Annotated in this window: 22 protein-coding genes; 13 read left to right on the top strand and 9 right to left on the bottom strand. The window is 63.6% G+C overall.

The annotated features are described in order from the left end of the window. The 8 genes from gspG to DKW65_RS07205 are packed head-to-tail and all read left to right on the top strand — an operon-like array spanning position 1 to position 6,127. Positions 1-444, top strand: coding sequence for a type II secretion system major pseudopilin GspG (gene gspG, locus DKW65_RS07240; protein ID WP_111656618.1), 444 nt, complete (start codon positions 1-3; stop codon positions 442-444). After that, positions 422-1,009: a type II secretion system protein gene (locus tag DKW65_RS07235; protein WP_162925757.1), complete on the top strand. Its 588-nt coding sequence runs from the start codon at positions 422-424 to the stop codon at positions 1,007-1,009. Before gspG ends, DKW65_RS07235 begins: the two co-directional genes overlap by 23 nt. Continuing rightward, the gene (gspI, locus tag DKW65_RS07230; RefSeq protein ID WP_111656616.1) at positions 1,010-1,429 is read left to right on the top strand and encodes a type II secretion system minor pseudopilin GspI; all 420 of its coding nucleotides are present in this window, start codon (positions 1,010-1,012) and stop codon (positions 1,427-1,429) included. It begins immediately after the preceding gene. Next, positions 1,426-2,061 (top strand): type II secretion system minor pseudopilin GspJ, encoded by a 636-nt coding sequence (gene gspJ, locus DKW65_RS07225; protein ID WP_111656615.1) that lies wholly within the window; start codon positions 1,426-1,428, stop codon positions 2,059-2,061. Before gspI ends, gspJ begins: the two co-directional genes overlap by 4 nt. Beyond that, a complete protein-coding gene (gspK, locus tag DKW65_RS07220) occupies positions 2,058-3,116 on the top strand; it encodes a type II secretion system minor pseudopilin GspK (RefSeq protein ID WP_245932424.1) in 1,059 nt (352 codons plus the stop codon). The genes gspJ and gspK overlap by 4 nt, the downstream gene beginning before the upstream one ends. Continuing rightward, complete coding sequence (gene gspL, locus DKW65_RS07215) at positions 3,100-4,260, top strand: type II secretion system protein GspL (RefSeq protein ID WP_111656614.1); 1,161 nt, start codon at positions 3,100-3,102, stop codon at positions 4,258-4,260. The genes gspK and gspL overlap by 17 nt, the downstream gene beginning before the upstream one ends. Then, positions 4,260-4,805, top strand: a complete 546-nt coding sequence (gene gspM, locus DKW65_RS07210) for a type II secretion system protein GspM (protein ID WP_111656613.1) — start codon at positions 4,260-4,262, stop codon at positions 4,803-4,805. The genes gspL and gspM overlap by 1 nt, the downstream gene beginning before the upstream one ends. Next, positions 4,805-6,127 (top strand): hypothetical protein, encoded by a 1,323-nt coding sequence (locus DKW65_RS07205; RefSeq protein ID WP_111656612.1) that lies wholly within the window; start codon positions 4,805-4,807, stop codon positions 6,125-6,127. Before gspM ends, DKW65_RS07205 begins: the two co-directional genes overlap by 1 nt. On the opposite strand, the gene DKW65_RS07200 is transcribed toward DKW65_RS07205, so the two are convergent. Continuing rightward, positions 6,084-7,742, bottom strand: a complete 1,659-nt coding sequence (locus DKW65_RS07200) for an alpha/beta hydrolase family protein (protein ID WP_111656611.1) — start codon at positions 7,740-7,742, stop codon at positions 6,084-6,086. The genes DKW65_RS07205 and DKW65_RS07200 overlap by 44 nt on opposite strands. Before the next feature lie 41 nt (positions 7,743-7,783). On the opposite strand from DKW65_RS07200, the gene DKW65_RS07195 reads away from it, so the two are divergent. Next, positions 7,784-8,539 carry a lipoprotein intramolecular transacylase Lit gene (locus tag DKW65_RS07195; RefSeq protein ID WP_111656610.1) on the top strand — a complete coding sequence of 252 codons (756 nt, stop codon included), beginning with the start codon at positions 7,784-7,786 and terminating at the stop codon, positions 8,537-8,539. Then, positions 8,529-10,577: a PEP-utilizing enzyme gene (locus DKW65_RS07190; protein WP_111656609.1), complete on the top strand. Its 2,049-nt coding sequence runs from the start codon at positions 8,529-8,531 to the stop codon at positions 10,575-10,577. Before DKW65_RS07195 ends, DKW65_RS07190 begins: the two co-directional genes overlap by 11 nt. 7 nt (positions 10,578-10,584) lie before the next feature. Here DKW65_RS07190 and metH read toward each other — a convergent pair whose 3' ends face one another. Beyond that, positions 10,585-14,286 (bottom strand): methionine synthase, encoded by a 3,702-nt coding sequence (metH, locus tag DKW65_RS07185; protein ID WP_111656608.1) that lies wholly within the window; start codon positions 14,284-14,286, stop codon positions 10,585-10,587. 167 nt (positions 14,287-14,453) lie between these two features. On the opposite strand from metH, the gene DKW65_RS07180 reads away from it, so the two are divergent. Next, the gene (locus DKW65_RS07180) at positions 14,454-15,272 is read left to right on the top strand and encodes a mechanosensitive ion channel family protein (RefSeq protein WP_111656607.1); all 819 of its coding nucleotides are present in this window, start codon (positions 14,454-14,456) and stop codon (positions 15,270-15,272) included. Between the two features lie 4 nt (positions 15,273-15,276). After that, positions 15,277-16,047, top strand: a complete 771-nt coding sequence (locus tag DKW65_RS07175; RefSeq protein WP_162925756.1) for a DUF481 domain-containing protein — start codon at positions 15,277-15,279, stop codon at positions 16,045-16,047. A gap of 82 nt (positions 16,048-16,129) precedes the next feature. Here the strand turns inward: DKW65_RS07175 and DKW65_RS07170 are convergent, their stop codons facing one another. The 5 genes from DKW65_RS07170 to DKW65_RS07150 all read right to left on the bottom strand — a co-directional run bounded on the left by DKW65_RS07170 (position 16,130) and on the right by DKW65_RS07150 (position 22,957). Continuing rightward, positions 16,130-17,512, bottom strand: coding sequence for an NAD(P)(+) transhydrogenase (Re/Si-specific) subunit beta (locus DKW65_RS07170; protein ID WP_245932423.1), 1,383 nt, complete (start codon positions 17,510-17,512; stop codon positions 16,130-16,132). A gap of 3 nt (positions 17,513-17,515) precedes the next feature. After that, a complete protein-coding gene (locus tag DKW65_RS07165; protein WP_111656605.1) occupies positions 17,516-17,791 on the bottom strand; it encodes an NAD(P) transhydrogenase subunit alpha part 2 in 276 nt (91 codons plus the stop codon). Beyond that, complete coding sequence (locus DKW65_RS07160; RefSeq protein WP_245932422.1) at positions 17,791-19,017, bottom strand: Re/Si-specific NAD(P)(+) transhydrogenase subunit alpha; 1,227 nt, start codon at positions 19,015-19,017, stop codon at positions 17,791-17,793. The genes DKW65_RS07165 and DKW65_RS07160 overlap by 1 nt, the downstream gene beginning before the upstream one ends. A gap of 239 nt (positions 19,018-19,256) precedes the next feature. Continuing rightward, positions 19,257-20,693 (bottom strand): AarF/UbiB family protein, encoded by a 1,437-nt coding sequence (locus DKW65_RS07155; protein WP_111656604.1) that lies wholly within the window; start codon positions 20,691-20,693, stop codon positions 19,257-19,259. Positions 20,694-20,824: 131 nt separating this feature from the next. Continuing rightward, positions 20,825-22,957: a carboxy terminal-processing peptidase gene (locus DKW65_RS07150; protein WP_111656603.1), complete on the bottom strand. Its 2,133-nt coding sequence runs from the start codon at positions 22,955-22,957 to the stop codon at positions 20,825-20,827. A 166-nt stretch (positions 22,958-23,123) separates the two neighbouring features. On the opposite strand from DKW65_RS07150, the gene DKW65_RS07145 reads away from it, so the two are divergent. Beyond that, positions 23,124-24,395 carry a nucleoside recognition domain-containing protein gene (locus DKW65_RS07145; RefSeq protein ID WP_111656602.1) on the top strand — a complete coding sequence of 424 codons (1,272 nt, stop codon included), beginning with the start codon at positions 23,124-23,126 and terminating at the stop codon, positions 24,393-24,395. On the opposite strand, the gene DKW65_RS07140 is transcribed toward DKW65_RS07145, so the two are convergent. Further along, positions 24,373-25,020 (bottom strand): alpha-ketoglutarate-dependent dioxygenase AlkB family protein, encoded by a 648-nt coding sequence (locus DKW65_RS07140; protein ID WP_111656601.1) that lies wholly within the window; start codon positions 25,018-25,020, stop codon positions 24,373-24,375. The two genes, DKW65_RS07145 and DKW65_RS07140, sit on opposite strands and share 23 nt — an antisense overlap. A gap of 6 nt (positions 25,021-25,026) precedes the next feature. Further along, positions 25,027-25,878, bottom strand: coding sequence for an MBL fold metallo-hydrolase (locus DKW65_RS07135; protein ID WP_111656600.1), 852 nt, complete (start codon positions 25,876-25,878; stop codon positions 25,027-25,029). Positions 25,879-25,952: the final 74 nt, after the last annotated feature.

The following is a 25,952-nucleotide window of genomic DNA, read 5'->3' as shown; positions in this document are numbered from 1 at the left end:
ATGAAGAAGCAGGCGCAGCGAGCGGTCCAGCGGGGTCTGACGCTGATCGAAATCATGGTGGTGGTGGCGATTCTCGGGCTTCTCGCGGCCATGATCGTGCCCAACGTGATTGGGCAGGGGGAGCAGGCCCGGGTGGATCTGGCCAAGAGTAATATGGCCAGCATTGCCTCGGCACTGGACATGTTCCGGTTGCATAACAGCCGTTACCCCACCACCGAAGAGGGCCTGCGGGCGCTGGTCGAACGACCGGGCAATGCCCGCAGCTGGCCGGAAGGCGGTTACCTGTCGCGGATTCCCGAAGACCCATGGGGTAACCCCTACGTGTACATCAGCCCCGGTACGTCAGGGCCTTATGATCTGATCTCGCTGGGTGCCGATGGCGTGGAAGGGGGCGAGGGCGTCAATGCGGACCTCAACTATAATGAGCTGCGCCGGCGGGACTGAGCGCGGCTTCACGCTGATTGAAATCCTGGCGGTCATCGTACTGATCGCGCTCTTTGCTGCAGTACTGACCCCCAATCTGTTCATCGGCAGTGAGCGTGATCTTGACCAGGGGGTAGAGCGGATGCGCGACCTGCTTTCCTCCGTGGGTGAGCACAGCGTTTTCAGCGGCGAGCTGATGGGCGTGCGCCTGGAGGAAGAGCGGGTCACGCCGATGCGTTTTGACCCCGTCGAGCAGAAGTTCGTGCCCTTCGGCGGGGCCTCGCGCTCCGGGCTGGGTACCTGGCGGCTGAACGATGACCTGCGGCTGAGCTGGGATCTGGAGAGCCCTGAGGAAGGCGATGGCCGTGACGGCCAAAGTGGTTTCGGCCTCGCTGAGGCCGCCGAATCGCGCCTGGTGGCCGGCGAGGATGACGCAGACCGTGACGAACGGCCGCAACTTTTCTTTTTCCCCAGCGGTGAATCCACCCCGGCACAACTGAATCTCGAGCTTCTCGGTTCTGAACGCTTGCCCGTGCGCATGCGCTTGTCAGCGCTGTCCCGCGTGACCGTCGAGGAGGATGACTGAGTGGCCCGTGAGCGCGGTTTTACCCTTCTCGAAGTTCTGGTGGCACTGGGCATTCTGGTGTTTGCCATTACCACGCTGATGCAGAGCATGGGCACGGCGGCCAGCAATACCTACATGCTGGATGAGCGTACCCAGGCCTATATGCTGGCCAGTAACAAGCTGGTGGAGCTTCAGGTGTACCAGCAATGGCCGGAAACCGGCAGCCAGGATGAGCGCATCGAGCGTGGTGAGCGCCACTGGCTGGTGCGCACCCGGATCAGCGGCGGCCCTTACCCGGACACTCGGCGGGTCGATGTCGAGGTGGGGCCAGACAGAGAGGCCGGACGCGAACGGCAGGTGCTGTACGTATTGACCAGCCTGCTGGGCAAGCCCGCCGATGAGGTGGTCGAGGTCGACGCAGAAGGCGGGACACCACCATGAGCCGCCAGTCCGGGTTTACCCTGCTGGAAGTCGTCATCGCCATTGCGATCTTTGCGTTCATGTATGTGGCCGCCCAACTGGCGTTCACCACCGCGCTGGACAACCGCGACATCCTCTCCACCCATGCCAGCACCCAGGAGGCCCGACAGCGGGCGCTGATCTTCCTGGCCCAGGACATCGAGCAACTGGTGGCGAGGCCCTCCCGTGATCCGTTCGGGGACACGCAGCCCGCCGTGCGTGGCACACCCGAGTATTTCGAGTTCACCCGGCTGGGCTGGGCCAATCCCTTTGACCTGCGTCAGCGCAGCCAGATGCAGCGGGTCGTCTATCTGGTGGATGAAGAACAGCGTCTGATCCGGCGTCATTGGCCCGCCGTGGACCAGAATCAGGGGACCGAACCGGTGGATAGCGTGGTGCTCGAAGGCGTGGAACGTATCAGTTTCCGGTTTCTCGATCAGGGGCCCCAGGGTGAATGGGTCTGGCGTGACGAGTGGCCGGACGTTGAGCTGGCCCAGACCCCGGCACTGTTCCAGCGCCTGCCACGCAGCATCGACATGGAAATGACCTTTACCGACGAGACGGAAATCCAGCGCTTCTTCCGTACCGTGATCAACCCGTGGAGCCAGCCGTGAGCCCGGCAACCCGGCAGCGCGGCATGGCGCTGATCGTGGTGTTGATGATGGTGGCGCTGATGACGGTCATTGCCACCGAAGTGATGTTCCGCCAGGACCGCTTCCGCGCCCGGACCGAGAACCTGACCGATTGGGACCAGCGCTATCAGTACGCCATTGCGGCGGAGACCGTGGCCATCCAGGGGCTGATCGATGACCTGGAGGATGACCGCAACAACAACGCCCTGGTGGACGATTGTGTCGAGGAAAACTGGGCCGTCAATCTGCCGCCAACGCCCTACGAGGACGCCGTGCTGAGTGCCACGGTGCAGGACCTGCAGGGGCGCTTCAACCTGAACTGGCTGGTGACCCAGCAGGGCACCGAGTTTGTCCGTGACGAGGTCTGGCGCGAGCGGCTGGCCGCGCTGCTGGGCGATACGCTGACCGATCCGGGCAAGGCACAGCGGCTGTCCCACGAAATGGCGGACTGGATCGATAGCAACAACATCGTGGATGGCGTCGAGGGGGCCGAGGACCCGGATTATCGCTGGCGCCGCACCCCCAATGCCCCGGCGGCACATGAATCCGAGCTGCGCGCCCTGCGCAGCATGCGCGCCGAGGACATTCCCGGCCCGCTGTTCTGGAGTCTGTTCACCGCGCTGCCGGTGGACACCCGGCTGAACGTGAACACGGCCTCGCAACCCGTGCTGGATGCGATCTTTGCTGATAATGTGGGTTCGGCGGGGCGGCAACTGATTGTCAGCCTGCGCGAAGAGGCGGCGATAGGCTCCATCGATGAACTGATGGCCCAGGCGCCGTTCAGCGCCATGGAGGCGGAAGCGCGCCAGGCGTTGCAACAACGGCTGGATGTGCGCTCGAATTACTTTCAGGTGGTGGTGGATGTACAGCGCAATGACCAGCGCAGCCGCTTGATGACCCGCATCCAGCGGCTGGAACAGGGGCCCACGCAGGTCTTCAGTCGTCAGCTGGTGCCTGTGCTGGGCCCGCTTGAGCCGCCATGCAATGCTTTTTACAGTGAGGCCCTGACAGAGCAGGGTAATGATAACGATGGATGAGCAACGACTTCTCTACCTGGCACCCGGCGCGCTGCGGGCGGACAGCCCGGAGGCGGTGCAGGCGCGCTGGCGCACCGCCGCAGGGAGCACCTGCGGCAGCCTCAGTGAGGCGCTGGCAGCAATGCGCGGCGACATTCACCTGGTGCTGTCGGCCGGTGACGTGCTGGTGACCCGTGTCAGTCTGAGCCGTCGCCAGGGACGACATATCCAGAAGGTGCTGCCTTATCTGCTGGAGGAATCCGTGCTTGGCCGGGCCGAAGACCTGTGGTTTGCCCATGGTCGGCCCAGCGAGGACCGCTATCCGGTGCTGGCCTGCGAGCGCCAGGGCCTGGAGCAATTGCTCGACTGGTGTGCCGAAGCGTCCCATGCCCGGATCATCGGTGCCTGGGTGGATGCGGACCTGCTGCGCGACGATGCCCCCTGCATGGCGGCCCTTGATGGAGGCGATCTGCTGTGCCTGCCGGATGCCGGTCAGGCGCTGGTGTTGCCCCAGGGCGAGGCGGCGCAGTTGCCCGCACTGCTGGGTCTGGATGACAGCCTGTTTGAGCGTATTGATGAGCCGGGCGCGCTGTTCGCCCGTCTGGCAGAGCGTTTCGCGGCGGTCGATCGGGTCAATCTCCTGCACAGCGACCTGCGCCCGGTACGGGAAGGCCAGGACGGACCCGCCTGGCTGATGCCCTGGGTGCCCGTGGCCAGGCTGGCCGCGGCCGTACTGGTCTGTATCTGGGTCCTGCTGATGGTTCAGACCTGGCAGTACGAGAAGGCCGCACAACAGACGGCCGAGGCCTCCGTGACGCTCTATCAGGAGTTGTTCCCCGGCACGGGGCGTCCGCAGATGATCGTGCGCGAGTTCGAGACCCAGTTGAACCGTCTTGGCGGCGGTGCCGGTGGCAGCGGTTTTCTTGCCTTGATGGGCCCGACGGGAGAAATCATTGGCGCTGCGTCCGGTCAGGGTGTGACGCCACGGCGACTGAACTATGACGAGCGGGAAAGCATTCTGATGCTGGATCTGAATGCCCAGGACTTCTCGGCACTGGAGGCGCTGCGCGAGGCGCTGCAGTCTGCCGGATTGTCTGCGGAAATCGGCACCGCCCGCAGCGAGGCGAGCGGTGTGACAGCACGTATGCGGGTGGGACAAGGCTGATGCGCGAACAACTACAACAACAATGGCAACAGTGGCAACGGCAAGCGGTATCCCGGGCCGAACCGGCACTGGTCTGGTACCGCGGACTGGCGCGGCGGGAGCAACTGGCGGTGTCCATACTGGGGGTTTTCCTGGGACTGTTGCTGATTTACCAGCTGATGTGGGCGCCGGTACTCAACAGCCGCGAGCGGGCCATCAACAACTACCTTGCCCGCGAGCGGGTGCTGAGCTGGATCGAGGACAATGCGGATGTGGTGCGTCAGGCCCGGGACAGCCGCAGTGATCAACCGCAGCGTTTCCAGGGCGACTGGATATCGGTGATCAACGCCAGTGCTTCCCAGTCGGGACTGACCTTGCGCGGTTTCACGCCCGAGGGGAACAACGCGGCGCGTATCCAGCTGGAACAACAGGAGTTTGCCCGGGTCATCGCCTGGCTCCAGTTGCTGGAACAGGAGCAGGGTATCCGTGCGGCGGCGGTGGAAATCTCCAGCAGCCAGACCCCCGGAACGGTGAATGTCAGAGCGACCCTGCGCCGGGGGGGCTGATGTCACGTTGGCTGATACTGCTGGCGGGCCTGCTGCCCCTCAGCGCCTGGGCAGATGCTGCCCGGGACACACGCATTCTGCACTATCAGGCCCGCGATCTGGGGGCTGCCGAGGGCGTGTCATCAGCCCGGTTATCCCTGCTGCGCTGGCAGCCCGATACCGGGTTTGTGCCGATACCCTTCCAGATTGATCCCATTGGCGAAGCTGACATGGTCTGGTTTGCCGAGTCTGGCCTGGACGCGGACGGCGACCCGGAACGCTTCACCGGTGCCGACCGGTTGCTGTTCCGGGCGCGCGATCTGGGCGGCAGGGCACCCGCGGACGCCGTGCCGGCCAAGGGCGCCTTGCTGGTTGAACTGGTGCTGGACGATGACGCCGCGCAGCCGGGCTATCTTTACCTGGCGCAGGACGACCCTCGCCGGCATCCCGGACGCTATGTCGACCACGATATCGACACCGGCATCACCCGCACCGCCAGTTATCGTCTGGACGTCGACCCGGACAATGAACTCAACTGGCGCTACCTGGGCTACCACACGTATGAAGGCGAGGGGTCGATCATCGACACCCTGAAGATGCGCATGAGCGGTGGTTTCATGAGCCGCCGGGCACGCATGACGCTGGACAACACCAACCTGCGCCCACGTCTGGCCGGACACCGGAATGGTCCGTTGCGGTCGGTCATGCATCTGGAAACCCGTGTCGTACTGGGGGGCATCCCGGTCATGCGGTTGCATGTTCAGGCGCACCGCTACCCGGATCATTACGAGGCCCACAGCTACGCCCGCGTGCCCGGTCTGTACCGCAGCACGCTGCGCGATCCGGAAGTCTCGGTGTCCATCGATGGCAACGCCCAGTACGGCGCCGTGGTGCGCACCGCCCGGAGTGGCTCGCTCAGCGGTCTGGTGGATGGCCGCATGGATGATGAAGAGCGAGCGCTGGTGGAGCGGGGGCTGACCACAGACGAAAGCTGGATCCTGTTCGATTCGCAGCAGGGCTTTGCGCTGTTGGCCGATCTGGTGGTGCCGCCCGCGCTGTCAGACATTCCGCTGGGGCTGGTCTACCAGGACGACGCCCATCTGGAAGTGAAGCCGGAGCAGTTTCCCGGCCAGCTTCCCAATCTGGGCTATGCCTTGCGCGGCTGGCCGCCGGAGCAGGAACTGCGCTTTGCGGTGCGTCTGCTGTTTGACCGGTCGCTGGCAGACGGCACCCACCCGGCAGAGTATGCGGCGGCACGCACGCGCGTGCCGACACTGGTCGTGAACGACAGAAGGGCCATCAGCGATCGTCGCGAATCAGCGGCAACGCCACCTCACCATTGAAGTGTGCCCGACTCCACCAGAAGGAGGGGTTGAAGGCGTACTGCCAGTTGAAGCCATAAACAATCAGGCCGACCCGGTCACCCGCCTGCAGGGGGGTGGCCACCGGCGTCAGCGCCTGCTGATAGCGCCCCTTGCGCGGGAGCGGGGTAAGCTGCTCGCTGGCAACACGGATGCGCCGCTGATTGGCATGCTGCACGCCGATCCCGACGAAGACCCGGGTACTGCGCACACTTGCGGTGCCGGCCAGCATCAGATTGATCTCCGGCGTGCCCAGCAACAGCTCGTCGTCGCGTTCCACCACATACAGGGGAATAAAGCGCGGCCGACCAAGCCCGCCACTGGGGGTCAGGAAGCGCCGGTCGGCATTGCTCCAGAGCCCGCGAAACACGTCGTAGCCCGCGTCGAAGGGCACCATGAACCCCTCGAACAGCCCGGCGATGGGAATATGCACCTGCTCACGCGCCACGGGAAAACGCTGCACGGATTCAGGGAAATTCTCCGGCGTGATGGCGTCATCGTAATCAAGCGCGATACACAAGGGCGGCACCTCACGCTCTTCACCGCGCAGCTTCTCATCCCACCAGGACAGGATGACCTGCTCCAGGCGCTGGGCCTCGCCGTTGCAGTTGATATCGCGGTCGGTATTGAACAGCGGCTTGCCAGACCAGCGCTGTACTGGCCAGGGCAGGATATGGCCCCCCTGGATGGCGAGCAGGCGCGCGTCACGACCGGCATCGAGGAAACACTGACGGTTGTCCAGCGCCTGATCCATGGTCATCAGGGAATCGCGGAATCCCTGGACCAGCAACACATCGGCCTGGGGCGAATGGCCGTTGCCGCACCAGCTTGCCGGACTGCGGGCATTCAGTTCCCGCCGTACTTCATGGTTCATGGTGCCGCTGAACATGCTGCGCCAGGGGCGGCTCAGGGTCTGTGTCGAGAAACCGCTGGTTACCGGCGGCACGGTGGCCAGGGCGCCGCCCCAACTGGTGCGCACGTGGCCGTTGGGGGCCATGGCGTCCGCCAGATCATGCCAGCCGGCCACAGGGACCAGTGCCTGCAGCCGCGGTTCGTGAAAGGACGCCAGGATCTGCGCGCCCGCGCCGTAACTTTCACCGATCATGCCGATGGCCGCTGCACCGTCCGGCAGCGTGCTGATACCCGGCAGGTGCGCCAACGACCAGTCGATCACCGAGGACACATCGCGTACTTCCTTGTCACGGGCCATCATGTGCACGCGATCATCACTGCCGCCGAAACCGCGCTGGTCATAGAACACCACCCAGTAACCCGCACGCCAGGCGGCGATCGCGGCCTGGCCGGTAATCATGGTCTTGCCGTAGATGGAAAACGGACGCTTGGCGCGAAAACCGCCATAGCCGTGCGTGGCAATAATGAGCGGTGCGGAGTCGCCCGCAGCCAGCGCGGGCTGGTAGACTGTGGCGGCCAGCATCTGGCCATCATGGGTGGGGATCTTCACCTGGTAACGTGTGGCATCACGACTGCCCGAGACCGGGCCGGGGTCGGCAAGGGGAAGTTGTGTGGTGGCACACCCCGTCAGGGTGACGCTCAGGAAAAGACAACAAGCCAGCAGGGCCAATGCCTTACTTCGCATGGCGATGTTCCTCGCATTATTATTGTTATGGCGGGCCAATTATGCGGATTGAAGACAGCTTGCACCAGTGCAAAAAAGGCCTGGCGTGGATTGCCTATGCGCTGATCTGTGTGTGGCTGGCGCTGGCCCTGGTGTGGTGGCTGTTTTCGCGCGTCGATTACGGGTACCCGCTCTGGTACAGCGTGCTCGCCATTGATGAACATATCGCCACCTATGCGCCCCAGAATCCGAAACGACCGGGCTTTGCCGAGCTGGATGCCCAGGCCCATGCCGAGGCCTTCCGGGCGATCCGCAAGGCGGTGCACGCGCATGGCGAGGGGCTCGCGCAGATCACCTATGCCGGGCCGCATGGCCAGACCCTGCCGTTGCTGATCGAGACCGAAGTCGCCCATCTCCAGGATGTTGCCGTGTTGCTGTCGCGTGCCGCGCTGGCGTCACTGATACTGGTCCTGGTGTGGCTGCCCGCCGCCTGGGCCACCCGGCGTTTGACGCTGCCCTCCTGGCGCAGTCGGGGCGCGTCGGCGGCGCTGCTGGCCACACCATTACTGCTGTGGTTGCTGATAGCGGGTCCCAAGGCCGTCTTCTATCAGTTTCATATCTGGTTCTTCCCGCCGGAGAACCCCTGGTTCTTCTACTGGGAGGAGTCCCTCATGAGCACGCTGATGAAAGCGCCGTATCTGTTCGGGGCCATCGCCGTGGTGCTCGTTATCGGGACCGCGCTCCTGACACCTGTCTTCTACCGTGTCGGCCGTGCGCTGGCAGCCCGGATCCCGCAGAGGCACCCGAATGAAGTTTGAAGCGCTGACACCGAGCCCGGCCAGCGGGGCACCTGCTGCCAGTCAGTGGGCCGCCATGGGGCTTCCGGTGCCGCCTGCCTGGCACGCCCGGGCCACCGGCGTACCGACGCTGGCAGACATCCAGTCGGCGCTGGAGCGCTTGCCCGGGGACGACAGCATGCGTTACTGGGTATTGCACCAGGGGCCAGCGACCCCGGGTTCGCAACGGCAATCGCTGGTCAATCTGGACAGTGATGCTGCGCTGGCCGCAGCCTTGCTGCAGCGTTTCAGTCGTGCCGAGGAGGGGGTAGAGGAGGGCACGGATGACGTGCTTGTCCAGGCCTTGCCCCGGCGGGTGGCTGCGGGCGTGCTGTTCACCCGTCACCCGGTGCGCCAGGATCTCGAACATGTGATCGTTGAGGGCGTGGTGGAAGGCAGTGCCGCCGGGCAGGAACGACTGATCCTGCATGGCCATGGCGGCATCGCTTTCAGCAGCGAACCGGACAGCCCGCTGGCGAGCACCGTCGGCGCCGAACCTTTCAGCACGCTGGCAGCGCAACTGCGACGTCACTTCGAGCGGCCGCAGGCGTGCGAATGGGTGTTTGACGGCGAGCAGCTGTGGATGGTCCAGACCTTGCCGGTCGGCTCCCTGCCACGCCCGGAAGAAGCCTGGAGCCGCCGCGCCGGGCTGGGCATCTGGGAGCAGGCGGTGTCACCGCTCTGGTACACCCTGGCGGGCCGCTGGTTCAAGACCGGCTTCTGGCGCCCCCTGGGCGAGCGCCTGGGCTGGCAGGACCTGGCCAATATCGAGCCGTATCGGCGCCAGCATTGCCACCTGTACAGCAACAGCCGTTTTTCCCTGCGCCTGCTGGAGCAGGGCGGTGACCAGCATTTGCTGCGCGGGGTGCCGCCAGCCTGGCGTCCGCGGGACGCCGTGGTGTGGCGCCAGCGCTATTGGCGTCGGGATGGCCTGCGACCCTGGCTGACGGGCATGCAGCTGCGCCAGCTGGAAGCGGAACGGGCGCATTGCGCCGCGAACCCGCCAGCGCCGGGCGACCTGAACGGTCACTGGCGCCAATTGATGCGGCTGGACCGGGTCGGTGAGCGGTTGGCTGGGCTGGAAGGTTGGCTGACCTGTTGCACGGCCGACCCGTCTGCACTCGCGCCAGGACACGACGCAGCACTGCTGCTGGCCAGTATGCTGCCGCCGCCGCATCGTGCGGCGCTGGTGCAACTGGGGCAGAGTGATGAGGCGCTGCGGAGGGCAACCGTCGGCCCGGGCGCCGATCCTGTGCTGGTCCGTTTTGATGAGGCACCTGCGGAGCTGGCCACGCTGGCGGCGCTGTCGCCGGAACGGCGGGAAAGGCTGTGCCGACTGCCCGCGCCGAGCACCGCCCCGGCGTTTCGCCAGCTTCGCTGGCGTGCCCAGGCCGCCGCCCTGCGTGAGTCCCTGGGCGGTCAGCTGCGGCACCTGCTCGCTGCCATGGCTCAGGTGCTGGTGGCACGGCAGCAGTTGCGCCGCGCCGAGGATATCCATTTTGTCTATTTTGATGAACTCTGGTCCCTGTGGCAGGGCGATCGGGACAGCACCCGCCGGCTGACACCGGAGAAGCTCGGCGAGCGCAAACTGCGCTACATGACCTCCGCCTGCCAGGGAGCGCCGGACTGGATGATCGACCAGGTGGCCTACGGGGTGCGCCTCGACCAGCGTGGCCGGCCGGCCCTCAATGGCACCCCCCGGGTCGCGACTCAGGCCAGCGGCCCGGTGCGGTTACTGCATTCGGCCTGGTCGCTGTCGACCCTCGAGCCGGGCGATGTGGTGGTGCTGGATCAGTGCGAGCCGGGCTGGCTACCCTGGCTGACCCTGGCTGGCGCGCTGGTGCTGGCCAGCCATGACCCGCTGCATCCGGCGGCGCTGCTGGCGGAAACCCTGGATATCCCCTGTATCACCGGGGTGGACGATGCCATGCACTGTCTGGTGGCGGGCAGCCGGGTGCGCGTCAACGCCCCTGCGGGCAGCATCCTGCCCGAGGGAGACGGTGTAGTCCTGGCGGGTTGACCCGCGTTCAGCTGTTGTAGCCCAGCAGATGCGGAATGGTGCGCTCGATTTCCTTCACGGTATGCCCGGTACGCCGGGCATAGTCCTCCACCTGATCCCGTCCGATCTTGCCGGTCCCGAAGTAGCGTGCTTCCGGGTGTGAAAAGTACCAGCCTGACACGGACGAGGCGGGGTACATGGCATAGCTTTCTGTCAGGCTGATGCCGATGCGCTGTTCCGGCTCAAGCAGTTGCCACATCAGGGTCTTCTCGGTGTGATCCGGGCAGGCCGGATAGCCGGGCGCCGGGCGGATGCCGCGATAGCGCTCGCGGATCAGGTCATCATTGCTGAAGCTCTCGTCGGGTGCGTAGCCCCAGAACTCCCGCCGCACACGCTCGTGCATGCGCTCGGCAAAGGCCTCTGCCAGGCGGTCTGCCAGGGCCTTGAGCATAATGCTGCTGTAGTCATCGTGATCCGCCTCGAAGCGCGCCAGGTGGCTTTCGATACCGATACCGGCGGTGACGGCGAAAGCACCAAGGTAATCGCGCACACCGCTGTCGGTGGGGGCGACATAGTCACTGAGGCACAGATTGGGCTTGCCCTGCTTGCGCGCCACATCGGTCTGTTGCCGCAGGTGGTGCAGCATCATCAGGGTGTCGTCACCGCTCTCGGTGTACAGCCGAATATCATCCCCTTCGCTGGAGGCAGGGTAAAAACCTATTACAGCACGGCAAGTTAGCCACTTCTCTTCAACTATTTTCTCAAGCATTTCCCGGGCGTCGCGATAAAGTCGCGACGCCTCAACGCCAACCACCTCGTCGTCCAGGATGTTCGGGAAGCGGCCTGCCAGCTCCCAGGAGCGGAAGAACGGTGTCCAGTCGATCCGCCGCACCAGCTCCTCCAGCGGGTAATCATCGAATACCCGCTGGCCAAGGAAGGTGGGGGTCGGCGGCGTGTAAGCCGCCCAGTCCCAGGTAAAGGCGTTGCCGCGTGCGGCCGACAGCGGCGCCAGGGTGCGCTCTTCCTGCTGGCTGGCCCGGCGCTCGCGCAACTGCTGGTACTCCGCACGGATGCCTGCGGCATAGGTGTCCCGCTGGGTATCGCTGAGCAGGTTGCTGGCCACGCCCACCGCCCGCGAGGCGTCGTTCACGTGGATCACCGGGCCGTGATACTGCGGTTCGATCTTCACCGCCGTGTGGATACGGCTGGTGGTGGCGCCACCGATCATCAACGGAATATCAAAACCGAGGCGTTCCATCTCGCTGGCCACATTGACCATTTCGTCCAGCGACGGAGTAATCAGACCGGACAGGCCAATGATGTCCACGTTCTCCTTGCGGGCCACGTCGAGGATCTTTTCGCAGGGCACCATCACCCCCATGTCGATCACGTCATAGCCGTTACACTGCAGCACCACGCCGACAATGTTCTTGCCGATATCGTGGACATCTCCCTTCACGGTCGCCATGAGAATACGGCCGTTGCTTTCGTCCTGGGTGCCGAGCTCCTCGCGTTCCTTTTCCATGAAGGGCAGCAGATAGGCCACGGCCTTCTTCATGACCCGGGCCGACTTCACCACTTGGGGCAGGAACATCTTGCCCTCACCGAACAGGTCTCCGACGACGTTCATGCCAGCCATCAGCGGGCCTTCAATCACATGCAGTGGCCGCACGGTCTGCTGTCGGGCCAGTTCGGTATCTTCTTCTACATAATCGGCAATACCCTTGACCAGCGCATGTTCCAGACGCTTCTCCACCGGCCACTCACGCCAGCTCAGGTCCTCCTGACGGCTGCTGCCGGTGCCGCTGCCCCGGTACTTTTCCGCGAGTTCCAGCAGTTGATCGGTGCCGTCATCGCGACGGTTGAGCACCACATTCTCGACCGCTTCCTTGAGCTCGGCGGGGATGTCTTCGTAGATGCCGAGCTGCCCGGCATTGACGATGCCCATGTCCATGCCGGCACGGATGGCGTGGTACAGGAAGACCGCGTGGATGGCTTCGCGCACCGGTTCGTTGCCCCGGAACGAGAAGGACACATTGGACACGCCGCCGGAGATCAGAGCGTGGGGCAGGGTGGCCTTGATGTCTCGCACCGCCTCGATGAAATCCACGGCATAGTTGTTGTGCTCTTCAATGCCGGTGGCGACGGCAAAGATATTCGGATCGAAGATGATGTCTTCCGCCGGGAAACCGACCTGATCCACCAGCAAGCGGTACGCACGCGTGCAGATCTCGACCTTGCGCTCGCGGGTATCGGCCTGGCCGTCCTCGTCGAAGGCCATGATGATCACGGCGGCGCCATAGCGGCGCAGCAACCGGGCCTGCTCGATAAAACTCTCCTCGCCTTCCTTCAGCGAAATCGAGTTGACGATACCCTTGCCCTGGATGCACTTCAGGCCCGCCTCGATCACCTCCCACTTGGAGGAGTCAATCATGATCGGGACCTTGGCGATCTCGGGCTCGGCGGCGATCAGGTTCAGGAAACGCACCATGGCATCGCGGGACTCGAGCATGCCCTCGTCCATGTTGATGTCGATGATCTGTGCGCCGGCCTCCACCTGCTGCTGGGCCACTTCCAGCGCCGTGTCGTAATCGCCTTCCTTGATCAGGCGCAGGAAGCGCTTGGAGCCGGTCACGTTGGTCCGCTCACCGACATTGATGAACAGGCTTTCGGCCGTGATGTTCAGCGGCTCAAGGCCCGCCAGGCGACAGCCCGGCGTGATCTCGGGCAGGGGACGGGGCGGGTAGGGCGCCACCGCTTCAGCAATGGCGCGAATGTGCTCCGGCGTGGTGCCGCAGCAGCCGCCAATCAGGTTCAGGAAGCCCTTCTTCGCCCAGTCCGCAATCTCGGCGGCCATGACCTCGGGGGATTGATCATACTCGCCCATCTCGTTGGGCAGGCCCGCATTGGGGTGCGCCGAGACATGGCCCTCGGCGATGCGTGACAGCTCCGCCATGTAGGGGCGCAGCTCCTGCGCGCCCAGTGCGCAATTGAGGCCGATGGTCAACGGCCGCGCATGACGCAATGAGTTATAGAACGCCTCCGTGGTCTGCCCGGTCAGGGTGCGCCCCGAGGCGTCGGTAATGGTCCCCGAGATCATGACCGGGATCTCGATGCCGGTGCGCGCCTTCCAGGTTTCCACGGCGAACACCGCCGCCTTGGCATTCAGAGTGTCAAACACCGTCTCGATCAGCAGCAGCTGTGCGCCGCCTTCGACCAGGCCATCGATGGATTCCAGATAGGCCTCGACCAGCTGGTCAAAACTGACGTTCCGGTAACCCGGGTCATTCACGTCCGGGCTGATGCTGGCGGTGCGATTGGTCGGGCCCAGGACCCCGGCCACATAGCGCGGCCGGGACGGATCCCGCGCGGTAAACTCGTCCGCCGCCTGGCGCGCCAGACGCGCTGCGGCCACGTTGATCTCCCGTGACAGGTCCTCCATGTCGTAATCCGCCATGGCGATGCGGGTGGCATTGAAGGAGTTGGTCTCGAGGATGTCGGCCCCGGCCTCCAGATAGGCCCGGTGAATGTCCAGAATGGCATCTGCCTGTGTCAGGCAGAGCAGGTCATTGTTACCCTTGAGGTCGCTCGGCCAGTCGGCGAAGCGTTCACCCCGGTAGGCCTGCTCATCGAATCGCTGCGCCTGGATCATGGTGCCCATGCCGCCATCAAGGATCATGATGCGGCGGGCCAGTTGCGCCTCGATCTGCTTGCGCAGGCTGTCTGACATGCTGAACTCCGGACGGGACTCGAATGGGGCGAGCATTATACCGGTGCTGCCGGTGAATGCCCATGAAGGCGACCTGTGGCGAATTTGTAAAAGCGGGAGGGGCGCACGCTACCATTCGCCGGAGCCTCTGGCATACTGACCGCTTCAGCCACAGTGAGGGATACGACATGGAAGAGGTGACTGCGCTGTCAGCGGAGTTTGTTGAACAGAATCTGGTGCCTTATACCTTCAATATCATCGCCGCCCTGGCGATATTCATCATCGGTCGCTGGCTGGTGAAGCGCATCGCTGCGCTGATGGAAACCGGTCTGAAGCGCAAGGTAGACCCGACCGTTGCCACCTTCCTTGCACGCGTCGCCCATGTGGCCCTGCTGGCCTTTGTCATCATCGCGGCGGTGGATCGGCTCGGGGTTCAGACCGCCTCCCTGATTGCCCTGTTCGGTGCTGCGGGCCTGGCCGTTGGCCTGGCCCTGAACAATTCGCTGGCCAACTTTGCCGCCGGTGTCATGCTGCTGGTTCTGCGGCCGTTCAAGGTCGGCGACTATGTCGAGGCGGGCAATACTGCCGGGACCATCCGAGAGATTCGCATTTTCTCGACCCTGATGACCTCGCCGGACAACAAGGTCATCCTGGTGCCCAATGGCAGCATCATGAACAACCAGATCGTCAACTACTCGGCCATGCCGACACGCCGGGTCGATCTCGTGTTCGGCGTCAGCTATGACGCTGACCTGTCCAAGGTGAAAGAGGCCATCAAGGCGGTACTCGCCGCCGATGAGCGCATCCTCGCGGACCCGGCGCCGAATATCGCTGTCTCCGAGCTGGCAGACAGTTCCGTCAATCTGATCGTGCGCCCCTGGGTGAACAGTGCCGACTACTGGGCTGTCTACTGGGGCACGATTGAAGCAGTCAAACGCAAGTTTGATGATGAAGGCATTACCATCCCGTTCCCGCAGATGGATGTACATTTCGACAAACCGGAGTAGAGCAATGCAGAAGAAATGGCTGGCGGCAGCGTGCGCCACCGCATTTTCCTGGGCCCTGGTGCCTGTACAGGTATCGGCCCAGGAGCCAGGCCAGACCATCGACCGATGGACTGGCGATGTAGAACTGGCCTATCTGGTCAAACGGGGCAACACCCGGTCCGACACCATCAATGCGCGCAGCCAGGCGGAGCGTGACTTTGCCGACTGGCGCCACCAGGCACGCCTGGACGCGGCCAATGCCGAGCAGCGCAACAACAGCACCGGCGACATGGAGCGTTCGGCGGAGCGCTATTTCGGCGCCTACAAGATCGACCTGAAACTGGACGGTGCCAACTATCTGTTCAACCTGATCGAAGCGGAGAAAGACCGTTTCACCGGCTACGATTACGAAGCCAGCTACGCGCTGGGTATTGGTCGTCGCATGTTTGACAACGATCTGCACCGCCTGGATCTGGAAGCGGGTCCCGGTTATCGGCAACGGCGCCTGGAAGTGCCGGATGACGACGGCCGCCGCAAGGAAGAAAGCGCGTTGCTGCGTGTTGGCCTGCGCTACCTGCTGAACCTGTCCGAAAACGCGCAGTTCCGGCAGGAGACGAGCACGGAAATAGAGGATGATGCGACCCTGACCCGTGCGGCCACCAGCGTGACCAGCAAGCTGAACAGCCGCCTGTCTCTGCGTGTCAGCCACATCCTGAGACACAACAGCGATCCGGCGCCCACGGCGCGCAGCAAGACAGATCAGGAAGTGACGGTGGGTCTCGTCTACGGTTTCTGAACCGCAGGGGATGACACCATCCAGCCAGAACAAAAAAAGGAGAGCCGAGGCTCTCCTTTTTTGTTTCCGGCATGAGTCAGACTCAGCCTTCTTTCAGTGCCGCCGTGGTATCGATGATCGCCTGCTTGCCATCACCGAACAGCATCAGCGTGTTGTCCTTCGCGAACAGCGGGTTGGGCAAGCCAGCGAAGCCCGGGCTCAGCGAACGTTTGACCACGACCACGGTACGCGCCTTGTCCACGTTCAGGATCGGCATGCCGTAGATCGGGCTGCCCTTGTCTTCACGGGCGAGCGGGTTGGTCACGTCATTGGCACCGATCACGATGGCCACATCGGTCTGCTCGAAGGTCGGGTTGATCGTGTCCATGTCCTTGAGCTTGTCATAGGACACCTCGGCTTCCGCCAGCAACACGTTCATGTGACCCGGCATACGGCCCGCCACCGGGTGGATAGCGTACTCCACCGTGGTGCCACGCGCTTCCAGGGCATCGGCCAGATCACGCACCGCGTGTTGCGCCTGTGCCATGGCCAGACCAAAGCCCGGTACGATCACCACACGCTGGGCGGTTTCCAGGATCATCGCCACTTCGTCCGGGGACGAAGACTTGATCTTGCCCTGATAGACCTCGTCAGCATCCATGGCTTCGCCAGCCTCAGCCATCACCCCGAACAGCACGTTGGTCAGGGAACGATTCATGGCCTTGCACATGATCTGCGTCAGGATCAGGCCCGAGGCGCCAACCAGCGAACCGGTGATGATCAGAGCGCTGTTGCCCATCACGAAGCCGGCAGCGGAAGCCGCCAGACCCGAGTAGGAGTTGAGCAGGGCGATGACCACAGGCATGTCGGCGCCACCAATGGGCATCACCAGCATCACGCCAAGCAGGGCTGCCGCCACAACAACGCCCCAGAACAGGGTGTCATTCGGTTGGCCGGTTACGGTCATGTAGCCGATGGCGCCCACGGCGCCGACCAGCAGGATCAGGTTGACCAGCTTCATACCCGGGAAGCCCTTGGGCTGGCCGTCAATCAGTTCCTGCAATTTGGCAAAGGCGACAAAGGAGCCGGTGAAGGTCACGGCACCGATCAGTACGGCAGCGCCCGACGCGGCCATCGCCACGGTGGTGTCCACACCCTTGAAATATTCGGCTGCAGCCAGGGCGAAGGACGCACCGCCACCGAAGCCGTTCAGCATGGCGATCAGCTGCGGCATGGAGGTCATCTGTACCTTGATCGCCAGGATGGCGCCGATGACAGCACCGATAATCAGGCCCGCCACGATGACTTCGTAGCTGACGATGCTGTGATGCAGCAGGGTGACGACGGCAGCAATCCCCATGCCGCTGGCGGCCAGGAGGTTACCCCGAACGGCGGTCTTTGGCTTGGCCAGGCCCTTGATGCCGAGGATGAACAGCGATGCCGCGATCAGGTAGGCAATATCGATCCAGTTCTGCGCTATCTGCATGGGTTACTTCCTCTTGAACATCGCCAGCATGCGATTGGTGACCATGAAGCCGCCAATCACATTGATGGTTGCCAGGACCACGGCGATAAAGCCGAGGACGCTGATCAGGGTGCTGCCACCATGGCCGGCGGCGAGCAGTGCGCCGACCAGCGTAATACCGGAGATGGCGTTGGAACCCGACATCAGCGGGGTATGCAGGGTCGGGGGGACCTTGGTAATCAGTTCAAAGCCAAGAAAGATGGCAAGTACGAATACCGTCAGCTGGGCGACGAAATCCATTACTTTTTCTCCTCTTCGGAAGACGCTTCTTCGGCGGGCTCGGCAACCGTCAGGGCCGGCAGGCCCAGCAGCTCGCGCAGGCGCGCCTGGGGCACATCACCTTCGTGGGCGACAACGGTGTCCTGCACGATCTGATCCTCGAAGTCGAGGTTCAGCTGGCCTTCCTTGTTGATCAGCAGGCCAAGCAGGTTTTCCAGATTCTTGCCGAACATCTGGCTGGCATGGAAGGCAATAGTGGACGGTACATTGACCGGGCCGACGATGATGACATCGTGCTTGACCACGGTTTTGCCCATCTCGGTGAGATCACAGTTACCGCCACGCTCGGCCGCCAGATCGATAATGACGCTGCCGGGCTTCATCGCCTTGACCATGTCTTCGGTGACCAGGATCGGTGACTTGGCGCCGGGGACCGCTGCGGTGGTGATGACCACGTCCATCTGGGCCACGACTTCCGTCATCAGCTCGCGCTGGCGCTTGAGGAAATCCTCGCCCTGGGCCTTGGCGTAGCCGCCGCTGCCTTCTGCGGCACCCGTGTCCAGGTCCAGATCCACCGGCTTGGCACCGACCGACAGGATCTGTTCGCGGGCAGCGGGGCGCACATCATAGGCTTCCACCACCGCACCCAGGCGTTTGGCGGTCGCGCAGGCCTGCAGACCTGCCACGCCAGCGCCCATGACAAACACGCGGGCGGCATTCAGGGTGCCGGCGGCGGTCATGTTCATCGGGAACATGCGGTTGGATTCATAGGCCGCCATGAGTACGGCCTTGTAGCCGGCCAGCATGCCCATGGAGGACAGGACATCCATCGCCTGGGCGCGCGTGATGCGCGGCACCAGCTCCAGTGCCAGGCCGGTCACCTTGCGCTCAGCCAGGGTGCTGGCGAAAGACGGGTTGGCCAGCGGGTCCATCATGCCGATAACGATCTGGCCTTCACGCAGCGCGCCGAGGTCCTGATCGCCATTGGCCTGATTGCTGCCCGGGGTCTGCACCTGAAGCAGGATCTCGGCCTTGCCGAACACGGTTTCCCGGTCCGTCAGGGTGGCGCCGGCCGCCTCGTAATCGGCGTCGGTATAGCCCGCCGCCAGGCCTGCTTCGCGCTCGATGAGAATCTCGATGCCGGGCTTCTTCAACAGTGCGGTCACGTTTGCCGGGACCAGCGCAACGCGCTGTTCACCCGGACAGATTTCCCTGGGTACACCGATGATCACCTGCGTTACCCCCATTTTCTGGTTCGCTGGATAGAAATGCCCGGCTCCAGGGACTGAAGCCGGGCACTGGCGTCTGGTTACGTATGCTGCCGCTGCGGTCGCCGGGTCCGGGTGCGGGACCAAAGGCTAATGGCAGAACCGGTGGGTTTCACGCTACCCGCTGGTCGGCAGGGTGCTAACCTTATTGCGACATCCGTTTGAAGGCAAATGCCAAAGGTGTCGATTCGCAACAACCGATCAAATTGTGAGCAAAATCAGCCATTGACGGGGTGTTTCTCAGTATATTTTCTGTCTACCAGGGCCAAGTCTTCCTCCTCATGCATGCCGATGAAGGGCCTGAGGATGGTGTCACCGCGCACTTCCGCCTCGATGACATGCAGGAAGGTGTAGGCCCCCAGCAGCTTGCGGGCAAGGAAAATGAACTCCTTCGGCGGCACGTCGAAGTGCACGGAGAAGGCATTCCGGCCGGCGCGGGCCATGATCCGCGAGGGCAGGTCGCTGTTGCCCCACAGGTACTCGCCCTGTTCGTTGAGGACATGCGCCGGCGGCGGGAAGCGTTCGGGGTCCTGAAGCACCTCAATGGCCTCGAAACACAGCCTGGAGAAGTCCTCGAGCACGCGCTCCGGGGCGCTGCCTGCGAGGAAATCCAGGGCATGCAGTGCCCGGATCAGGCGCGCCTTGTCGTGGTGCCAGGCGCCGCGGATCATCTCGCGGCCCGGGCCCAGGATCTCGTCATCGAAATCCCGGATGGCGCCGAAGTCCAGCAGCACGATCTGGTCTTCCTCCGGCTTCTCGCCGACCCGCAGCAGATAGTTGCCGAAGTTCGGGTCGGTCTGCATCTTGTTCCATTCGAACACCTCATGGCAGCACAACTCCATGATGGCGCGGCCGATGAAGTTGCGGCGTGGCTGGGACAGCTCCAGCACGGCCGGGTCCGAGACATTGATGCCGTGCTCGTAAGAGAGGCAGAGGATGGTGTGGGTGGAGTAGGCGCCGAACACCTCCGGCACGACAAAACGCGGATCATCGGCCAGCAGCTTGCGGAAATGCCGCGTGGTGTAGGCCTCCAGATCGTAGTCGACCTCACGGCCCAGCATGGCGCGCACTTCATCCAGCCAGAGATTGAACTGTTCGGTCACCGGCACCATCCGGCTGAGCTTGAGCAGCTGCACTACGGCGCGCATATCGGAGTCGATCGCATCGGCAACGCCCGGATACTGGATCTTGAGCACCAGCTCGCGACCGTCAGACTTGCGCACGGCGCGGTGCACTTGGCCCAGGGAGGCGGCACCGAGGGGTTCCGGGTCTATCTCCAGCTCGGCCAGCTTCATATCGCCCAGTTCCTTGCGCAACTGGCGTTCGATGGCGGGCCATTCCAGGGCGGTGGTGCTGTTTTCCAGCGTGTGCAGCGCGGCGGTCACCTCGTCGGGCAGGAAGTGTTCCCCGAACAACGCCATCATCTGGCCGATCTTGACCACCGAGCCCTTCAGCTTGCCCAGCTCGCGGACCAGTTCCTGGGCCTGGCCGGACAGGATTTCCTTGCGCCGCGCCTCGCGCTGGTCTCGCGGCGTCAGCCAGGCGCCAGCGGAGAGGGTCGCGTACCGGGCACCGGCCATCAGGCCAGCCCGGGCCATGGAGAAGCGCCGCTCGAAGGCGCCGGTCTTAACACGCTTTACGGTTTTGCGAGCCATCAAGAGTCCCTGATTCAATAAGCGGGTGCATTCTACCGCAAACGGCAAGGGAGAACTGCTTCGGAGTGTGAGCGGGTGTGGAGTGCCCCTGCTGGCGGGCGCCAGCAGGGGAGAGGGCTTTCCGCAGACCCTCAGCGTTCGCTGACGGTGACCTGCTTGTCCTGAAGCAACTGGATCAGATCGCCGAGGATCATGCCGGTTTCATTGAGGTAGGCGTCCGGGCGGTCGCTGTCATCATCGGCATCCGGGTCCAGCGCGCGTTGCTCTTCCAGCGCGCGCAATTCGGAAAACTCCTTGATCAGTGATTCACCCTGAGCCTTGCGGCGAGAATTCTCGATCGCCAGGCTGCGTCGCTCCACATCTCTCTGGTCGGCACGGCGCGTCTGCTCATTCAGGCTGAGGGTCCGCCGCTTGCGCTGTTCCTCGACCAGCGACCGCTGGTCGAGTACATAGACGAACTCGGGGTCAGTCTGCATGCGCTGGGCATGACGGCCGCGCAGGGTCTCGAAGTACGGCGACAGGTCAAACAGGCGCTCGTAACGGGTCGGGTCGATCTGATCCCAGGGCAGGGCGTTGGGCAGGGCGCTCTCGCCGATCTCGTCCTTGTCCACCAGCCAGGGCAACTCGATATCCGGCACGATACCCAGATTCTGGTTGCTGGAACCGGAAATGCGGTAGAACTTGGCCTGGGTGATCTTCAACTGGCCATGATTGAGCGGCAGCAGGGTCTGCACTGTGCCCTTGCCGAAGGTCTGGTCACCGACGATCAGCGCACGTCCGTAGTCCTGCATGGCGCCAGCAAAGATTTCCGAGGCGGACGCCGAGAAGCGATTCACCAGCACCGCCATGGGGCCCGCGTAGCGAATCCCGGGATAACGATCCTGTTCCACCTGAACGCGGCCACGGGCATCGCGCACCTGCACCGTTGGGCCACGGGTGATGAACAGCGACACCAGCTGTGTGGCCTCGTGGAGCGAGCCACCGCCGTTGTTGCGCAGATCAATGATCAGGCCATCGATATCCGCCTCATCCAGTTCATCCAGGAGACGTGCCACATCGCGGGTGGTGCTGGTGTAGTCCTCATCGCCGCGGTTGTAAGCGTCGAAATCCAGATAGAAGGCCGGAATGGTAATGACACCCAGGCGTTGCGTGGTGTTGTCGACACCGGGCACCTCGATGATCTTCTTTTTCGCCGCCTGTTCTTCGAGCACCACCTTGTTGCGCTCGATGCTGATTTCACGGGTGGAGTGTTCGCTGGCGCTGCCAGCGGGGATGATTTCCAGGCGCACCTTGCTGCCTTTCGGACCGCGCACCAGATTGACCACTTCATCCAGACGCCAGCCGATGACATTCACCATGTCGCCATCTTCCTGGCCGACACCGACAATGCGGTCCGCCGGTTGCAACTGTCCTGCCTTGGAGGCCGGGCCGCCCGGGATCAGTCGTACCACGCGGGTATATTCATCTTCAGCCTGCAACACGGCTCCGATGCCTTCCAGCGAGCGGCTCATGCTGATATTGAAGTTCTCGGACGTATGCGGCGTGAAGTACGAAGTATGCGGGTCGAACGTTTGCGCCAGGGCATTGATATAGATCTGGAACACATCCTCGGGGCCATTTTGCGCAATACGGTTGAGCTGGCTGCTGTAACGACGCTCCAGACGCTCGCCGATCTCGTCGTCTTCAACACCGTCGAGGCGCATGGTCAGCACCGCATTCTTGAGACGGCGCATCCAGATATCATCCAGGGCATCGGCATCTTCGGCCCAGGCGGCCTCGGAGCGATCCAGCTTCACTTCGTCATCGCTGCTGAAATCGAGTTCGTCTATGCCCTCGCCAAGGTGGGCCAGCATGTACTCGAGGCGCTCGCGCACACGTTGCTGATACAGATTGAACATGTCATAGCCTGCACTCAGGTCGCCCCGGCGCAGTTGGTCATCGAGCACTGTGCGATAGCGTTCGAAGGCTTCGATATCCGACGCCAGAAAATAGATGCGATTGGGGTCCAGATCACGCAGGTAGCGCTCGAAGACCTTCTCGGAGAGCGCATCATCAAAGCGCATCTGCCGGTAATGGCCTTGCAGGCGCTCGACAATATGACGCGCCGTGCGGGCGTGCACATCTTCGGGGGCAAGCCCACCCTCACGGGCCAGCGGCTCCGGTGTGGCGTTGGTGTTGGTCAGCGCACCGGTCACCTGGAAGGCGGCCGTGGCCAGGAGCAGCATGACCAGCACACTGCGGAGCATTATGTGGCGTCGAATCATCCGGGGCCTCTTGTCGGCGTCCATTTGCAGTGACCTGTGCCGGGTTGGACAGATCGCCCCCGGCTTTCGTTCCAGCGGTTGTCATTCGCTGGCAGAATGCGCACAGTCACTGCACTGTTGTCAAAACAGTATAAGGAAATGCCACAGCGTGTACACGGGGGCGTGAATGCACTATCTGTTTATCGGGTTTCTGCTGCTCGGGATTGCTGCAGCGGTGATCCGGGCACTGGGAGGCTCGCCGGAAGCGCTGTCGGGCACCATGCAGGCCATGTTCGGGGCCGCAGACCTGGCGGTGCAGGTCAGCATCGGCCTGATCGGGGTGTTGACCCTGTGGACCGGCCTGTTCCGGCTGGCCGAGAAAAGCGGCCTGGCCGAATGGGTGGCCCGGGGCGTCACGCCGCTGCTGGGACGCCTGATGCCCGGCGCGGTCGCTGCCCCGGTGGTCAATCCGCCCCCACCGGATGCTGACCAGGAGGCCGGGCAGACGGACCCCATGGCGCCGGTGACCATGAACCTGTCCGCCAATATGCTCGGGCTGGACAATGCCGCCACGCCGTTGGGCCTGAAAGCCATGGAGTCCCTTCAGGCACGCAACCCGACCCCGGATACCGCGACCGACAGCCAGATCATGTTTCTGGTGCTGAATACCTCCTCCGTGACCCTGGTCCCCGTTACGGTGCTGATGTACCGCGCCCAGCAAGGCGCTGCCGACCCGGCGGATATCTATCTGCCCATGCTGATGGCGACCACCGCCTCGACCTTTATCGGGGTCTGGTTTACCGCCCGGCTGCAGAAGATCCGCCTGTTCGATCCCGTCATCCTGGCGGCGGCCGGCATCTGGCTGTTGCTGCTCTTCGCCCTGGGGATGCTGGCCTGGGCACTGCCCACCGAGGCTGCAGCCACCCTGTCCAGCAGCATTGGCAACGGCATCCTGCTGGCGGTGGTGGCGCTGTTCCTGATCCTGGCCCATCGGGCAAAGCTGGATGCCTACAGCACCTTCATTGATGGCGCCAAGGAGGGCTTCCATCTGGCCGTCAGGTTGATTCCTTTCCTGGTGGCCATGCTGGTGGCCATTGCCGTGCTGCGTGAGGGCGGGGTGCTGGATCTGCTATTGAACGGCATTCGTGTTGTGGCGGTCTGGGCCGGTTTTGACACCCGTTTTGTGGATGCCTTGCCGGTAGCGATGCTCAAACCGCTTTCGGGCAGTGGTGCCCGTGCCATGATGCTGGAGGTCATGCAAACCCACGGGGTGGACTCGCTGGCCGGGCGCATGGCCGCCATCATGCAGGGCAGCACCGAAACCACCTTTTACGTCCTGGCCGTCTATTTTGGCAGTGTAGGGGTGGTCAAACTGCGCTATGCACTGTTGTGCGGGATTGTTGCGGACATGGCAGGCCTGTTGACCGCCATCTTTGTCACCTACCTGTTTTTCGGATAAGCCTGAAGGTCAGGTTGAGGCGCGGGGCGCTCACGCGCGCCCGGCGGGGCAGGGCATGCTCCCACAGGCGCTGCATGGCTGGCGGCATCAGAATCAGCTGGTCGTGGGCCAGGGCAATTCGATCCTCGATGCGGCCCTGACCTTTGCGCCGCAGGGTGAAATCCCGGGTGGCGCCGAGGGAATACGAGGCAATCCAGGGCTGCGGCCCGAGTTCGCGTTCGTCATCGGCATGCCAGCCCATGGTGTCCTCGCCGTTGCGATACAGATTGGCCAGCACGCTGTTGTAGCGGTGGCCCGTCACGGCCTCGACAGTGCGGCGCAGCGCGTCCAGTTCCGGGGTCCAGGGGCGGGGCGGCAGCGGCAATCCGGAATAGGCGTAATCGGCGTCAGGATCGCCATGCCAGCTTTGCAGGCGCGGCACCGGGCCCGTGCGGCCGTAGACCGTCACCTCCGGCTGTGACCAGGGCAGGGAAGCCAGCAGTCTGTCCATCAGGACGTTCGCCCGGCTGGCGCCAAGCACTGCGGGCCAGACCTGCAGCCCCGGGGTTCCCGGCAACGGTCGCAGCAGCGGCGCGTTCGCAGAGGCGCTCGCAGAGGCGTTCGCAGAGAACAGGTCGCCGGTCATCGCTGTTCAGCCCTGCAGCGCCCAGCGCTCCTCGGCGTCACGGTGCGCGCGACCATCCTGCTCCAGCTTGATCAGGTGCGCCATCAACGACAGGGTGGCCACACCATGGAGGAATACCGGCACATCGTCATAGACGGTGCTGACCAGATCGCTGGCGGTGCTGTCAGGGTGCTGGGTCAGCGCACGCACTACCTTCTCTTCACGCCGCAACCGGTGGCCGATGGTGTGTTCGATATAGCCCTGCGGGTCATCGATCAGATCACCATGCCCGGGTGCCAGTTGATGCAGGGTTTCGTGCTGCAGGCGCTGCAGGGATTCGAGATAGTCCTTCATCGAGCCGGACGGCGGCGCAATCACCACGGTTGAGCCCTGGATCAGGTGATCGCCACTGAACAGCAGCCCGGCATCTTCCAGCAGGAAGCAGAGATGATTGCCGACATGCCCCGGCGTGGCGATTACGCGCAGACGACGCTCGCCCAGCGCAATGACATCGCCGTCGCCCAGTATCTGGTCTGGCTGCCAGTCGTCATCCTGCAGACCATCGTCCGGTGCTGCCGGGCCCAGCCTGCGCAGCTCGGGCAGCCGTTCGCGCAGCAGGGTGGTGGCCGGAGAGTGGTCGCGGTGGGTATGCGTGACCAGCACCGCGCTCAATGGCAAGCCGATGTCTGCGGCCGCGGCCTCGATATTGATGATGTGCTGGCTGTCAGCCGGGCCCGGATCAAGCACCAGCAGGCCATCGTTGGCAGCGATCAGGTAGGTATTGGTGCCCGGGCCGGTCATCATGCCGGGATTCAGCGCCAGCAGACGCCAGACGCCGTCAGCAATGGCCGTCGCCTGGCCGGGTATCAGACCGCTCATAGGTGTCTCAGGCTATGCAGGGGAGGGCATTGTGACCTGTTCCGCGACTGACGGCAAAGTGCCATCAGTCGCGG

The sequence above is a fragment of the Isoalcanivorax indicus genome, from assembly GCF_003259185.1.
GTDB lineage: Bacteria > Pseudomonadota > Gammaproteobacteria > Pseudomonadales > Alcanivoracaceae > Isoalcanivorax > Isoalcanivorax indicus.
Note: the sequence above shows the minus strand (reverse complement) of the source record. Positions and strands in the feature narration are given on the sequence as shown.

Excerpts from the sequence above, each read along its gene's own strand:
- gspG (WP_111656618.1), top strand. The coding sequence starts at position 1 with ATGAAGAAGCAGGCGCAGCGAGCGGTCCAGCGGGGTCTGACGCTGATC.
- DKW65_RS07235 (WP_162925757.1), top strand. The coding sequence starts at position 422 with ATGAGCTGCGCCGGCGGGACTGAGCGCGGCTTCACGCTGATTGAAATC.
- gspJ (WP_111656615.1), top strand. The coding sequence starts at position 1,426 with ATGAGCCGCCAGTCCGGGTTTACCCTGCTGGAAGTCGTCATCGCCATT.
- gspL (WP_111656614.1), top strand. The coding sequence starts at position 3,100 with ATGATAACGATGGATGAGCAACGACTTCTCTACCTGGCACCCGGCGCG.
- gspM (WP_111656613.1), top strand. The coding sequence starts at position 4,260 with ATGCGCGAACAACTACAACAACAATGGCAACAGTGGCAACGGCAAGCG.
- DKW65_RS07205 (WP_111656612.1), top strand. The coding sequence starts at position 4,805 with ATGTCACGTTGGCTGATACTGCTGGCGGGCCTGCTGCCCCTCAGCGCC.
- DKW65_RS07200 (WP_111656611.1), bottom strand. The coding sequence starts at position 7,742 with ATGCGAAGTAAGGCATTGGCCCTGCTGGCTTGTTGTCTTTTCCTGAGC.
- DKW65_RS07195 (WP_111656610.1), top strand. The coding sequence starts at position 7,784 with ATGCGGATTGAAGACAGCTTGCACCAGTGCAAAAAAGGCCTGGCGTGG.
- DKW65_RS07190 (WP_111656609.1), top strand. The coding sequence starts at position 8,529 with ATGAAGTTTGAAGCGCTGACACCGAGCCCGGCCAGCGGGGCACCTGCT.
- metH (WP_111656608.1), bottom strand. The coding sequence starts at position 14,286 with ATGTCAGACAGCCTGCGCAAGCAGATCGAGGCGCAACTGGCCCGCCGC.
- DKW65_RS07180 (WP_111656607.1), top strand. The coding sequence starts at position 14,454 with ATGGAAGAGGTGACTGCGCTGTCAGCGGAGTTTGTTGAACAGAATCTG.
- DKW65_RS07175 (WP_162925756.1), top strand. The coding sequence starts at position 15,277 with ATGCAGAAGAAATGGCTGGCGGCAGCGTGCGCCACCGCATTTTCCTGG.
- DKW65_RS07170 (WP_245932423.1), bottom strand. The coding sequence starts at position 17,512 with ATGCAGATAGCGCAGAACTGGATCGATATTGCCTACCTGATCGCGGCA.
- DKW65_RS07165 (WP_111656605.1), bottom strand. The coding sequence starts at position 17,791 with ATGGATTTCGTCGCCCAGCTGACGGTATTCGTACTTGCCATCTTTCTT.
- DKW65_RS07160 (WP_245932422.1), bottom strand. The coding sequence starts at position 19,017 with ATGGGGGTAACGCAGGTGATCATCGGTGTACCCAGGGAAATCTGTCCG.
- DKW65_RS07155 (WP_111656604.1), bottom strand. The coding sequence starts at position 20,693 with ATGGCTCGCAAAACCGTAAAGCGTGTTAAGACCGGCGCCTTCGAGCGG.
- DKW65_RS07150 (WP_111656603.1), bottom strand. The coding sequence starts at position 22,957 with ATGATTCGACGCCACATAATGCTCCGCAGTGTGCTGGTCATGCTGCTC.
- DKW65_RS07145 (WP_111656602.1), top strand. The coding sequence starts at position 23,124 with ATGCACTATCTGTTTATCGGGTTTCTGCTGCTCGGGATTGCTGCAGCG.
- DKW65_RS07140 (WP_111656601.1), bottom strand. The coding sequence starts at position 25,020 with ATGACCGGCGACCTGTTCTCTGCGAACGCCTCTGCGAGCGCCTCTGCG.
- DKW65_RS07135 (WP_111656600.1), bottom strand. The coding sequence starts at position 25,878 with ATGAGCGGTCTGATACCCGGCCAGGCGACGGCCATTGCTGACGGCGTC.